Source organism: Peptoniphilus sp. HMSC062D09 (assembly GCF_001811425.1).
Lineage (GTDB): Bacteria > Bacillota > Clostridia > Tissierellales > Peptoniphilaceae > Peptoniphilus_A.
Genome location: NZ_KV804690.1, coordinates 1 through 13,839, shown reverse-complemented (window position 1 = coordinate 13,839; position 13,839 = coordinate 1). Strand labels below are relative to the sequence as shown.

Genomic DNA, 13,839 nt, shown 5'->3' with positions numbered 1-13,839 from the left:
TTTTCTTATCAGCCTTTGCTACCTATGGCTTTACTATTTATTTTAAGCTTCCAAAAAAAGTTAGGCTTATTACATCAGCCTTAAGCGGTTTTATATGGATAATTTACGAATATTTATTTAGTTTTAGTGAGAACTATATGATTTCATACTTGATTTCATCTTTTCTCATTGGAATTTTTTCTGAAACTTTTGCAATTAAATTTAAAAAACCCGCCACAGTCTTTACACTCCCTTGCCTAGTACCACTTGTACCAGGAGCAGGAATGTATTACATTATGTATTATTTCATCGAATCAAATTATATTCTAATGCGAGAACAAGTCATTAAAACAACATTAACTACATCTGCACTTGCCCTAGGCATAGTCTTATCTCAAGGTTTAGTTAGAATTATTAAAGAATCTTCAAGAAAAATTAAGGCAAATAAAAAAGGTAATGGATAAATTTTTCCATTACCTTAATTTTTTTGATTTTAGAATAAACTTTGTATTATTTTACTTCCAGCAATTATTGTTCCAATTGATGAGCCAATATTTGCCAGTATTACTACTAAAAGCGCCTTCAAAAATTTATTGTGAATCCAAGCTTTTATACTAAAAATATCTTCAGGAATATTATTTACATCCTCTACTGTAGGTTTTTTTAAGCTTGCTTCAACGAGGCCTGCAAACCAACCACAAGCAAGCATTGGGTTTATAGATGTAAAAGGCGCTGCAACAAAGGCTGTCAAAACACTTAGTGGATGAGGAAGGCATAGAGCTGTTAAGAGAGCCGCGAGAACAGAATTAAATAAAAACCATGACTTTATTTGTGCCATTCCTGTGTTCATGCTTTGCTTAAAGCCAAGTCCAATTAAAACTACAATTAAAATTGGAATTAACCAAGGTATGACCTTGCCAGCCAAAGATTTTGGCGGAATCTTATTTAGCTCTTCAATATTTTGCTCTTTAAAAACTTCTTCTTCAACTCCTGGAGTGTGTGCCGCACCAAGAATGGCAATAACTTTATCCCCTGGAGCATTTTTAATATTATATGCTAGATACTTATCTCTTTCATGCAAAAGAGTTGCCGCTATTTGAGGATAATCCTTGCCCATATCTTCAATTGCAAGCTCAAGATTATCTCTTTCAATTAATTTTTGTAGATCCTCTTCTGAAACATCTTCATCATCGTCTATGGACATTAAAGAAAAAAATAATTTTATTCTTTCAAAAAATCCCATCTTTCTCCATATTCGCATAAAGGTTGTTTGGATACTTCTGTCGGCTAAGACTAGATTTATGCCAAATTCTTCTGATGCCTTCATACCCTCAATCATTTCTTGACCAGGCTTTGTCTTTAGCTTCTTGGCAATGTTTTTTTGGTAAGATGAAAGAATAAGATTTGCAATTAAAAGTGTAACTTTTTTTTGTTTAATTATGTCTATAATATTTGTGTTTTTCCAGGCATCAGGATTTTTTAAATTCTTGTACCTTTGCTCATCAAGTTCAATGCAAATTGAATCAGGTTTTTCTTCTTCAATGGTTTCTCTAACTAATTTTGCACTTTCTTGTGAAACATGAGCAGTGGGAATTAAAATTATTTCCTTGCCATGATAATCTATTCTAATTAATTTATCTTTCATTTTTCTCCTAAATAGAAGAGTTACTCTCTCTCTTCTGATAATGTATAAGTATCTCCGCTTACTCTATTGAAGTAAGTTACAGTAAGTTTATTATTTTCATTTTTTTCGCTCATAAGAGTGTCATCTAAAACATTTAATTTGTTTATGCCATTTTCTGAAACAATTTTAAAATTTTCTAAATAATTTACAGATGAATTTAAAATATCAATACAAAGAGCATTTAAGATCCTAAAATTTTTATCTTCGTCACTTTTATTAGCTGTTTCACTTTTCAAAATGTTGTCATTATTTTGACCCAATATTTTAATATTTTCCTTGTCGCCATAAATATTTTCGTAAACCGAAAAGAATTCTTCTTCTTCCTTTAAAATAGTTTCTTTTTCTTCCTTTAGCTTTGAAATTTTGGAAGTATCATTTAATAAAATAGACTTTAGCATGTAATTATCTCCATTAATTAAATAATCTATGATTCCAAGATTTTCATAGGCCTTTAGGTTGTGCTTACTTATATTTCTATTTAAATCAAAATTATAGTAGGAATTTAAGAGAAACTCAATCATGAGAAGATTTGATCTAACATCTTCTTCTGTTAAATTTTCTTCAATAAAACTTCCCTTTAATGGCTTATAATCGTTGATCTTTCCATTTTCTATATTGTATAATTCATTAAAATTATTTTTGCGAAAAGAAATTAGTGAGTCACTAATTTCCATATTCATGCTATCTATTTCGGAAGTCTTGTCTTTAATAATGTCAAATTTATTTATTTCGTTGTTTATTACATCTAATTTTGACTTTTTACTGTTGTTTTCTTGGCTCAAAGTTTTAAATTTATCTTCAGCCTTCTTCTTACTCTCTAAAAGAGCAGAATTTTCTCTTGATAAGTTAAAGTAAGAAGATCCCACAGTTCTTAAATTAGAAAATCCAAGAAGTGAGAAAGCAAAAGCAAGGGCAATAAAAATGATTGATATTGTAATTTTTTTATTTTTAATCATTTTTATCACTCTTTTCTAAAGCTTTTAAAATACCAAGATTTTTGTAATAGGATGAAATTTTTTCTTCCATAAATTTATTCAAGTAAATTAAATTTTCAGACTTTAAATTTCCAGTTTTGTAGCCCTTTCTCTCAATTTCCTTATAAATAAACAAAAGATTATTTACATCTGCATAAATTTCTGAAAGAGATGATTTTTCATCATTTATATAAGAATAAATATTTGAGCTGTAAATTGAAGCATAAAAAACCAAGGCATCCAGTTCCTTTGAATTTTTATTTAATTTTAAAATGCTCTTGGCAAATCCATTTAATTCTTCAACATAAGCTTTAATATTAAGCTCATTGTATATATTTTTGTGTTTGTCTAAATTTTCCTCGCTATAAAGATCTAGAAAATCATTAACTGATTTGTCATAGCCATCTTTTTCATAAATATCAGACTCAAAATAAGCTCCATAGGCCTTTAATCTTTCCTTAATCTCAGCTACTATGGCTTTGTTTTGATTTGCATACTCCTCTTTCAACCTTTTTATTTCATCAGATTTACTTGACTCAAATTGATATCCATATTTTTCATAAAATTCTTGTGATTTTATATTAAATTCAATTTCTAGAGAATCAATATCTTCTGTAATAACCCTTGTTTTATCTTCAATTAAATTTATTTCTTCTCTAATATTTTTATTCTCAGAAATAATTTCTGATGAGTACTTTTTATTTGCAAGTGAGTAGATGAAAAAAATCAAAGACAAAATAAATAAGATAATTGAAAAAATATATAAGGCTTTATACCAGTTTTTACTAAACATTTCTCACCTACATTTTTTCGAGAAAAATAGCACCTTTATTTGTTTTGTTAAATTTGTGATCTATTTCTTTTAATATTAAATGGGAAATAAGCAAGGAAAATACCCCAATAATTAGTGATATTAAATCAATATTTCCCATGGAAGTCTTGCTCATAATAATATAGGAAATTGTAATTGTAGACATAAATAAAATTAAAGGAAGACCATATACTAAAAATTTATAAGAAAGTACAGACTTGTCCCTTGTCTTAATTTTTACAAGGTCGCCAACATTGGCTGACACAGTATTTTGAAATTCGAAAAGTTCTCTCTCTGATTCTGCACATTTTGCGCTACAAGATTCACAACTTTCTCCGCAAGCACTTTCTCTTGTAAATTCCACAAAGATTTTATTCTTATCCTTTGCTCTAACAATTCCAATGCTTTCCATAATATCACCTTAATCTTCTTTTTTATTATTTTTCTTCTTCTTTTTCTTTTTCTTCTTCTTTTTCTTTTTCTATAACTTTTACATGAACTTCTTCTAATTGTTTTTCGGAAAGTCTTGTTGGCGCACCAGTTAATAGACAAGTTGCGGCTTGAGTTTTTGGAAATGCTATTACATCTCTAATGCTCTTGGCATTAGTAAATAGCATGACAAGTCTATCTAGTCCATAAGCAAGTCCTCCATGTGGTGGTGCTCCGTATTTAAAGGCTTCTAATAGGAATCCAAATTTTTCATTAGCTTCTTCTTCAGAAAGTCCCAAGGCTTCAAACATTTTTTCTTGAATTTCTGGATCATTAATTCTAATACTTCCTCCGCCCATTTCATCGCCATTAATTACAATGTCATAGGCTTTTGCCCTTGCGTTTTCTTTATCAGTAGTAAGTTTATCTACATCTTCATCTAATGGGCTTGTGAAAGGATGGTGCATAGCCACATATCTTCCCTCTTCTTCGTCGTATTCAAATAGAGGGAATTCAGTGATCCATGTAAGTTTATAATCATTTTCGTCAATTAAATCCATGTCTCTTGCTATCTTGTTACGAAGATTTCCAAGACCACTGTAAACAACTGAGTTTTTATCAGCTAAAATCAAAATTAAATCCCCTTTTTGTGCATCAAAGGCCTTAATAATTTCATTCATTTTTTCTTCAGACAAGAATTTTGCAATTGGAGAATCAATTTCTTCATCGACTCTAATCCAAGATAGACCCATTGCCTTAAAATCTTTTACAAAGGATTCTAATTTTTTAACTTGCTTCTTTGAGTAAAATTCGCTTCCGCCGTCAACTTTAATTCCTCTGACACTTTTGCCCTTTTCTGTATTTCCTTCGAATACTTTAAATCCACAATCCTTTACAAGGTCAGAAATGTCGTGAAGTTCCATGCCAAATCTTAAATCTGGCTTGTCTACTCCAAATCTATCCATTGCTTCAGCATATTTCATTCTCTTTATAGGAAGTTCAATATCTTTATTTAAAATTTCCTTAAAGAGTCTTTGCAAGAATCTTTCATTTATTTCCATCACATCTTCTTCAGTTACAAAGCTTAGTTCCATGTCTATTTGTGTAAATTCAGGTTGTCTATTTGCCCTTAAATCTTCATCTCTAAAGCATTTTGTAATTTGGATGTACCTGTCTAGTCCTGCAACCATTAAAAGTTGCTTCATAAGTTGTGGTGATTGAGGAAGGGCATAAAACTCACCAGGATTAACTCTACTTGGCACTAAATAGTCCCTTGCTCCTTCAGGAGTTGGCTTAGTTAACATTGGAGTTTCAACTTCGATAAATCCATTTTCATAGAAGAAGTCACGAGTAATTTTGTAAATCTTTGAGCGAATCATGAGATTTTTTTGCATACTTGGCTTTCTTAAATCTAAAGTTCTGTATTTTAATCTCATATTTTCAGAAACATTGTCGTTGTCCTTTACATAAATTGGTGGAACTTCAGATGTGCTTAAAATTTTAAGTTCGCTGGCAAGAACTTCAACTCGTCCGGTTTCAAGCTCTTCATTTATTGATGATCTCATGCGAACTTTACCTCTTACAGCAATAACAAATTCTCCACGAAGATGTGATGCCTTTTCTAAAAGCTCATCAGAAGATGTGTCATCAAATACAATTTGTGCAATTCCACTTCTATCTCTAAGGTCAACGAAAATTATTGAACCAAGGGATCTTTGTTTAGCAACCCAGCCCATTAAGGTAACTTCTTTTGAAATCATTTCTTCTGAAATCTCATTACAATAATTACTTCTCTTGAGATTTCCCATTTTTTCAGCCATATTTCCTCCTAAAAATTAAACTCCAAGCCTCAAATGGTTTGGAGCTTAGTCGTCAAAATATAAATAAACGATTAGCGATTTATTTTATTATTTATTTCCATAAAAATCTATTTTAATTATAAAACAAGGTCTCTTAAAATTCAACTTTAACAGATTCTACTGTCTATTCTGTGAGAAAATCCTTGGATATCTTTAACCTTATTTTCTCTTAAAAGTTTTTCCTTCACAAATTTTGCACCCTTATCCATGCCCTGGCAGCCTGCAAGTAAAAGTACATCTTCACTATTTAAAAGGTCAATAGAATTATTTACAGCATCTTCTAAGGTATCATAAATTTTACAGTCAATATTATTTTCCTTTAAAATATTCCCAAAAACCTTTAATTCTTCCTCTGTCACCCTATCTTTTTCACCAACTGTGTCCCTTGATAGAGTAGCAGCTAAAGTCCTTGGTTTTAAAATTTTTATCCACTTAACAAGTCTTTCTGTAATCTCTCTATTGACTTCCACTCCCCTATGGCCTCTTATGGCATATAAAATATTTAAGTCTTTATATTCCATCATCTTAAGAGTTTCCATTGTTGCATCAATATTTTTTTCATTGGCAAAGTGGTCGTCTAATATTTTAAAATCTTCATCAAAGATAAGTTCAAATCTTCTCTCTACACCCTTAAAGTTTTTTAAAGCCCTTGTAATTACTTCTTTTTCAATATTAATACATAGTGCAACAATTATTGCAACTACAGAATTCATAACTGAAGAATAACCAACAGAGCCAAGTTCAACTTTAAAGCTAGATTTTTTTATTGTAAAGTCTTTTAATTTTATATCTCTATTTATATTAAATATAAATTTTCCCTTGCCCGTAGATAAATCCAAATCAGAAATCCCAAAGTCTGCCTTGTCATTTTCCAAGGAAAAAGTCAAAACCTTAGCCTGAGTTTTTTCTTTTAATGAATAAATCATTTCATCATCAGCACTTAAAATGACAAGGGCATCTTTTTTTGCATGTCTAATTAGTCTTGATTTGTAGTGAAAATATTTTTCAAAACTTCCATGTTGGTCAATGTGTTCTCTGCCAAGATTGTTAAAAGTAACTATGTCAAAGTCAATATTCTTGTCTCTAAAAAGTTCTTGGGCTGAAGATGATACTTCCATAGTCACATCAGTAACATTATTATCTGTCATATCTCTTAAGTATGATTGAAGTGTAAGAGACTCTGGTGTAGTAAGTATTGAAGGAATCTTTACATCCTTATATCTAGTTAAGACTGTGCCTATCATGCCGGTTTCCCTTTTATCTTCCTTTAATATCGAATCTACCATAAAGGCAGTAGTTGTCTTTCCATTTGTAGCTGTAATTCCAATTACATTCATTTCCCTTGATGGGTTTTTATAAAAATTTGTTGCCATATCTGCAAGAGCAATTCTAGAATTAAGAACTTTTATTTGTTTTATGTCCACATCCACAAATTCTTCCACAACAGCAAGCTCTGCTCCAAGTTCACTAGCTTTTTTTATAAACTTATGTCCATCAGTTACATAACCTTTTATTGCAACAAAAATAGCGCCTTCTACTACATCCTTAGTGTGGAAGGCGATTTTATTAATTTCTTTATTTTCATCAATGCTAAAGTTTGTTTGGATAATATTTATATTTTTTAAAATTTCACTTAATTTCAAAATTATCTCCTCTTTATAAAATCTTCAAGATTTTTAGAATTAATATTTCTCTTAAATTTCCCCTGTGAATCTAAAATTTTTGTACTTGCTCCAAGGCCAAAGCCAATGATATTTTCCAGTTCTTCCATCATGACAATATTATAAATTGATGAACAGCCTTTTTTTGCATAGCCAATATTTTCTGAACTTATTACAGATTTTTTCTGCCTGTAAAGGTAATAGGGCTCATAGTTTGAATAAAGCATTAGTTTCTTTGATTCTTCAATGAGATCACTATAATCTTCTTCGTTAAAATAAAAATTTTCGAAAAGTTTTGAGCCATTTTTTAGTGCCAAGGTGTGTAGGGTAATATTTTCTGGCGAAAAATCAATAGCTTTTTTTATTGATTTTAAAATGCTTTCTTTACTTTCACCAGGAAGACCCATTATTAGATCCATATTTATTATATCAAAACCAATTTCTCTCGCCCTATCAAACCAATAGGAAAAATTTTCATTTGTTACCCTATTTAATTTGCTAATAACATCATCGTTAAAGCTTTGTGGATTTAAACTAATTCGATTTACTCCTCTAGCTTTTAACATTTCTAGGATTTCCACACTAAGGCTATCTATCCTTCCGCATTCAACAGTAAATTCCCTTGTACTGCCAAACTTTTCTAAAACTGCATCAATAATTCTCTCTAAATTTTCTTTTCCTATTGCCGTTGGCGTTCCTCCGCCTATATAAATAGAATTTGGATTTTTTGAAAAATTTAACTCATAAGATTTTATATCATCAAGTAAATTTTTAGTGTAGGCATCCATTTTTGCCTTATTTCCAATTGTTGTATCAAAGGAGCAATAAAGGCATCTACTTGGACAGAAAGGAATATGCACATAGACATTGTAATTATTTATGTTTGAATTTCTGCGGAGCTTTTCTTGATTTTTATAAATTCTATATAAAAAATCTGCCTCAATTTTATTTATCCTATATTTATCAAATAAGATTTTTCTTGATTCTTCATAGGATTTACTTTCAAAAACTTTTGATAGAAGTTTTAGGGGTCTAACTCCCGTTAAAATTCCGAAGCTGCAATCAAAATCTTCATGTTTTGAAAATAAATCAAATAAATATCTATTTACTGCAAAGTGAGCTTTTTCATTTTTTATATCAAGCTTTGCAGTTTTATTTATATTCTCCCCAACAATTTCAAGAAAAATAAATTCATCAAGAACTTTTATCTTTAAATGTAAATCTAAATCTTTATAATCCTTAGGCATTTTCATCCTAAAAAATTCAAAGATAGATTTTTTTAGAGCTTCATTTTCACATTCAATTTCAATCATAAGCTTCTTAAATAAGGGTTTGACATCTTTTCGTAGCTCATTTGTGACTCTGGGCCATGACCTGATAAAACATAAATATTATCATCATCGAGTTCCTTTAACCTCTTAAGTGACTCAATCATAAGTGAATGGTCTGATTCAGAAAAATCTGTCCTTCCAATAGATCCATTAAATAAAGTGTCTCCTGCAAATAAATAATCTTTAAAAAGGTAACAAACTGAACCAATAGTATGTCCTGGACTTGCAATTACCTTTATATAATCATCAGAAAAAGGAATTTCGTCTCCATCCTTTACAAAAACATCTACCTTGGCAGCTTCAATTTGTAGACCAAAGGCTGATTCCCTTACTTCTTTTGGATTCTCCAAAAATTCTTTGTCATTTTTGTGAAGATATACAGGAGCCTTAAACTTTTTCTTTAAAGCAGCCACTGCACCAACATGGTCAAAGTGACCATGGGTTAAGAGAATATATTTTATATTTAATTTATTTTTTTCAATTGCCTCAATTATATTTTCACTTGATCCACCTGGATCCACAACAAAAGCATCTTTATTTTCGTCAAAGAGAATAAAACAATTTTCTTGCAATTCTCCAACTACTAATTTCATAATTTTATATTGCATAATTCACCTAAAATTCCTTACTTGAATCCAATAAAATTGTAACAGGTCCGTCATTAATAAGTTCTACATCCATGTCAGCGCCATATTCTCCGTGAGAAACTTTTACATTAAGTTTTTCAAGTTCTTCAATAAACTTCTCATATAAAAGAATTCCTTGATCAAATTTAGCAGAACGAATATAGGAAGGTCTGTTGCCCTTTCTAGCATCTCCATAAAGAGTAAATTGACTGACAACAAGGACTTCTAATCCGTAGTCAAGAAGAGATTTATTCATGACTCCATCTTCGTCGTCAAAAATTCTAAGCTTAGTAACTTTTTTTAGGATGTAGTCTAAATCACTTTCATCATCATTAACTTCAACTCCAAGGAGCACCATTAATCCCCTATCTATTTTTGAAACAATTTTTCCATCAACAGATACGCTAGATCTCTTTACTCTTTGAACAACTGCTCGCATTTTATCACGCCTTTACTCTATATACCTCGAGAACATTATTGATTCTCTTTAATTTTTCCATTAATCTTTCAAGTTCTTCACTATCAGTAATTTCAACTGTAATATCAATTACAGCATCTCCATTTTTTACTACTTTTGCATTTAAATAAGAAATACTTAACTTAGAATCATTTACTCTATTAGCAATGTCGCTAATAACATTTGGCTTATCAAAGGCCCTGATTTCAATAGAGGCACTGTAACTTGTTTCATAGCTGCTTTGCCATTTAACTTCAACAAGTCTTGAAGGATCAACATTGTCTTGCATATTTTTGCAGTCTTTTCTGTGAACAGATATACCTCTGCCAATTGTAATATATCCTACTATGTCGTCCCCTGGCACTGGAGTACAGCATTTAGCAATTCTTACATTTACTCCATCCACACCCTTTACTTCAATGCCTTGATTATTGTATCTCTTTCTTGATTGAACAATTTCTTCAACATCTTTTTCATCTTTTTTATAATGTTTATTATAAATATCAGATAATTTTGCAGTAACCTGTGTTGTTGTAATAGTTCCAAAGCCAACAGCAGCATACATTTCATCTAGTGTCTGCATATTTAGCTTATTCTTAACTTCCTCTAGCCAATCATCGCGTAAAATTTTAGGAACTTGATAACCAAGTTTTTTTACTTCTTTTTCAATGGCATCTTTTCCTCTTTCAATATTTTTTTCTTTGTCCTTAACCTTAAAATATTGAGAGATTTTCTTGCGGGCCTGAGGGCTTTTTACGATTTTTAGCCAATCAAGAGATGGACTTGTATTTGGGTTAGTTATTACATCAACAATATTTCCACTTTGAAGAGTGTAATTTAGAGGAACAATTCTACCATTTACCTTTGCTCCTACACAAGTATTACCAACTTGAGAGTGAATTCTATAGGCGAAGTCAATTGGAGTTGATCCTTCTGGTAAGTTTATAACATCTCCCCTTGGTGTAAAGACAAAAACCTCGTCGGCAAAGAAGTCAATCTTTAAGGTATCCATAAAGTCGCCAGGATCATTTAAGTCTTTTTGCCATTCCAAAAGTTGTCTTAACCAAGTTAAATTTTCATCAAAGGCAGTTTCCTTTGTAACGCCAGCCTTGTATTTCCAGTGAGCGGCAATACCATATTCAGCAGTTTGATGCATTTCATAAGTTCTAATTTGAACTTCAAAAGTCTCTCCATTGTTGTCGATTACAGTTGTGTGAAGAGATTGGTACTTATTAGGCTTAGGCATAGCAATATAATCTTTAAATCTACCTGGAATAGGTTTAAAAAGTGTGTGAACTACACCAAGTGCACCGTAACAATCCTTAACAGAATGAGTTAAAATTCTTACAGCGGATAAATCGTAAATTTCATCAAAGACCTTGCCCTTTTTCTTCATTTTTTTATAAATTGAATAAAAATTCTTTGGTCTTCCCTTAATTTCACATTCAATTCCAACTTTCTCCAAGTTTTCTTCAAGCTCAGCTATAATATGATTGATGAGGTCTTCTCTTTCATTTCTTCTCTTATTTACCATTTCCACGAGTTCATAATAGCCTTCTTCATCAAGATATCTAAGAGATAAGTCTTCAAGCTCCCACTTAACCCTACTCATACCAAGTCTATCGGCAATTGGGGCGTAGATTTCAACAGTTTCTGTTGCCTTTTCAATTTTTTTAGCATCAGTCATGTACTCAAGAGTTCTCATGTTGTGAAGTCTATCGGCAAGTTTAACTATTATTACTCTAATGTCCTTTGCCATGGCAAGAACCATTTTTCTAATATTTTCAGCTTGCTTTTCTTCTTTATTTTTATAATTTAATTTTTTTAACTTAGTAACTCCGTCAACTAAGTCTGCAATTTCTTGACCAAATAAATTTTTTATATCTTCTAGAGTGACATCAGTATCTTCTACTACATCGTGAAGTAATCCAGCGACAATAGTGGCAGTATCCATATTCATTTCAGCAAGGATTAAACTTACATTTAAGGGATGGATTATATAATCTTCTCCAGAATTTCTCTTTTGTCCCTTGTGATGCTCTTCAGCAAATTTATAGGCACGATTTATCATATCAAAATCGGCATTTTCGTTATATGATTTTACTTTTTCAATTAATTCATCTATTAACATTCTTTTCACCTGAAATTCTATAGGATTTTATCTTTAATTGGATGGATACATTTCCATTAAATTTATTAAGTTCCAAATTAAAAATTATATCTATAAAAATATTTGATGGCCTACCTTGAAGTAGAGCCATTACTTCTTCCCTTCCATAAGATTTTGCAAGATTATTTAAAAATATATCAGAATCTTCAAATAAAGTTGCTGTGTAACTTACCTTACCTTGAGAAAGATTCATTTTTAAAAAGTTCTTATTTTTTCCCAAGATATTTAATGTATTTATTTTTAAATTTTTAGCACCAAATTTTGGAGCAGAATTTCCATTGCCAAAGGGCGCTAGATTTTCAAGTTCCTTAACTAAATTCATGCTAATGTACTTTAGTTCTAAATTTCCATCTATATAAATTTTTCTAATTAAGTCTTCTTCTGTCAAATTTTCTTTTTCATTCACATCTTTTATGAAATCATCTAAATTTTCAAGGGGCAGTGAAAGTCCACAAGCCATTTTATGTCCGCCAAAGGCATCTAAATAATTTTTTGACTTGGAAAATTCCTTAAACATATTGTATTCTTCAATGCTTCTTCCTGAGCCCTTGATTAAGTCCTTTGAATCACTTAATACAACAGTTGGTCTATAATATTTTTCTTTTATTTTACCAGCTACAATGCCAAGAATAGATTCATTAAGTCCTTCCTCATAAATTATCAAAACATTATGATTTACTAAAAGATTTTCACGATTAACTTTTTCGTCTATTATATTAAAAGCATCTTGTGTCAGCTTTTGCCTTTCATAGTTAAGCTCTCTTAGCTCTTTAGCCTTATCAAGAGCCAGGCTATAATCTTTTTCTAACAACAATTCTAGAGCATACTTTGCTGATTCAAGCCTGCCACTGGAGTTTATTGTTGGTCCAATGATAAATCCAAGATGATATACATCAATTTCACTTTTCTTTATGTCTGATGCCTCAATAAGTGCGTTAAGTCCAAGGTGTTTAGTCTCTCTTAAATATTTTAAGCCTTGTGATACTATAATCCTATTTTCATTTTTAAGTGGCATTACATCGCAGACAGTGGCAATAGCCGCAAAGGGCAAAAAGTTTTCGTAGAACTCATCCTTATCTACGCCCTTAATTAAAAATAAATATTCAATAAGCTTAAAGGCAACTACAGCACCACAAATGTCTTCAAAGGGATAAGAACAAGAACTTTGTTTTGGATCAATAACAGCATTGGCATGAGGTATTAATTCTATTTCTTTGTCAGCTTCTATTATCTTAGGAACCTCGTGGTGGTCAGTTATAATAATATCTATTCCCTTGGACTTTGCATAAAGGACTGCATCTCTTGCAGCAATTCCGTTGTCGCAAGTAATAATTAGATTTACACCAGCATCAAATGCCCTATCAATTAAATTATTATTTATACCGTAGCCATCTTCCACTCTATGAGGAATATCATAGGATACATTGGCGCCAATTCTAAATAAACCTGAATACAAAATATAAGTAGAAGTTACGCCGTCCACATCATAGTCTCCAATAATTCTAATATTATTTTTTTTAGCAAGATGACTTAAAATTAAATTCGAAGCCTTTACCATGTCCTTCAAAAGTATTGGTGAATTTAAATTTGAAAGCTCAGGTTTCAAAAAACTTTTTATTTCCTCTTCGCTATTAACTTCTCTATTAAGTAAAATTTTATATATAACATTATTAATGCCCAGTTTTTTGTATTCAATTCCTGGGTCACTCTTATTTTTTATAAACCATCTTTCCATTTAATCACCACTTCATATAAAGTTTATTATATCAAAAATTGCCATTAAGGTAAAACTATTATGTATTTATAAAATATACAAAAAAGAACCCCGCAAGGCTCATTGAATTAGGGATTTTAGAAA

At 30.8% G+C, this 13,839-nt stretch carries 12 protein-coding genes; 1 reads left to right on the top strand and 11 read right to left on the bottom strand.

Annotated features, from left to right (window positions below; all coding sequences use genetic code 11):
* A partial coding sequence (locus HMPREF2801_RS01615; RefSeq protein ID WP_070610269.1) for a threonine/serine exporter family protein occupies positions 1-443 on the top strand: 443 nt, incomplete at its 5' end.
* Between the two features lie 29 nt (positions 444-472).
* On the opposite strand, the gene HMPREF2801_RS01610 is transcribed toward HMPREF2801_RS01615, so the two are convergent.
* The 11 genes from HMPREF2801_RS01610 to recJ form a co-directional block, all read right to left on the bottom strand.
* Positions 473-1,624, bottom strand: a complete 1,152-nt coding sequence (locus HMPREF2801_RS01610; protein WP_019124456.1) for a TraB/GumN family protein — start codon at positions 1,622-1,624, stop codon at positions 473-475.
* Between the two features lie 20 nt (positions 1,625-1,644).
* The gene (locus tag HMPREF2801_RS01605; protein WP_070610268.1) at positions 1,645-2,619 is read right to left on the bottom strand and encodes a hypothetical protein; all 975 of its coding nucleotides are present in this window, start codon (positions 2,617-2,619) and stop codon (positions 1,645-1,647) included.
* The gene (locus tag HMPREF2801_RS01600) at positions 2,612-3,430 is read right to left on the bottom strand and encodes a hypothetical protein (protein ID WP_070610267.1); all 819 of its coding nucleotides are present in this window, start codon (positions 3,428-3,430) and stop codon (positions 2,612-2,614) included. The genes HMPREF2801_RS01605 and HMPREF2801_RS01600 overlap by 8 nt, the downstream gene beginning before the upstream one ends.
* A gap of 7 nt (positions 3,431-3,437) precedes the next feature.
* Positions 3,438-3,860, bottom strand: a complete 423-nt coding sequence (locus HMPREF2801_RS01595) for a SoxR reducing system RseC family protein (RefSeq protein WP_070610266.1) — start codon at positions 3,858-3,860, stop codon at positions 3,438-3,440.
* 25 nt (positions 3,861-3,885) lie between these two features.
* Positions 3,886-5,697 carry an aspartate--tRNA ligase gene (gene aspS / locus HMPREF2801_RS01590; RefSeq protein ID WP_070610265.1) on the bottom strand — a complete coding sequence of 604 codons (1,812 nt, stop codon included), beginning with the start codon at positions 5,695-5,697 and terminating at the stop codon, positions 3,886-3,888.
* A gap of 146 nt (positions 5,698-5,843) precedes the next feature.
* On the bottom strand, positions 5,844-7,379 hold the full coding sequence (locus HMPREF2801_RS01585) for a Mur ligase family protein (protein ID WP_070610264.1): 1,536 nt from the start codon (positions 7,377-7,379) through the stop codon (positions 5,844-5,846).
* Positions 7,380-7,381: 2 nt separating this feature from the next.
* Positions 7,382-8,710 (bottom strand): coproporphyrinogen dehydrogenase HemZ, encoded by a 1,329-nt coding sequence (gene hemZ, locus HMPREF2801_RS01580; RefSeq protein ID WP_070610263.1) that lies wholly within the window; start codon positions 8,708-8,710, stop codon positions 7,382-7,384.
* Positions 8,707-9,336 (bottom strand): MBL fold metallo-hydrolase, encoded by a 630-nt coding sequence (locus HMPREF2801_RS01575; protein WP_070610262.1) that lies wholly within the window; start codon positions 9,334-9,336, stop codon positions 8,707-8,709. The genes hemZ and HMPREF2801_RS01575 overlap by 4 nt, the downstream gene beginning before the upstream one ends.
* Positions 9,337-9,343: 7 nt before the next feature.
* The gene (dtd, locus tag HMPREF2801_RS01570) at positions 9,344-9,793 is read right to left on the bottom strand and encodes a D-aminoacyl-tRNA deacylase (protein WP_070610261.1); all 450 of its coding nucleotides are present in this window, start codon (positions 9,791-9,793) and stop codon (positions 9,344-9,346) included.
* Positions 9,794-9,797: 4 nt separating this feature from the next.
* Positions 9,798-11,942 (bottom strand): RelA/SpoT family protein, encoded by a 2,145-nt coding sequence (locus HMPREF2801_RS01565; protein ID WP_070610260.1) that lies wholly within the window; start codon positions 11,940-11,942, stop codon positions 9,798-9,800.
* A complete protein-coding gene (recJ, locus tag HMPREF2801_RS01560; protein ID WP_070610259.1) occupies positions 11,929-13,716 on the bottom strand; it encodes a single-stranded-DNA-specific exonuclease RecJ in 1,788 nt (595 codons plus the stop codon). Before recJ ends, HMPREF2801_RS01565 begins: the two co-directional genes overlap by 14 nt.
* Positions 13,717-13,839: the final 123 nt, after the last annotated feature.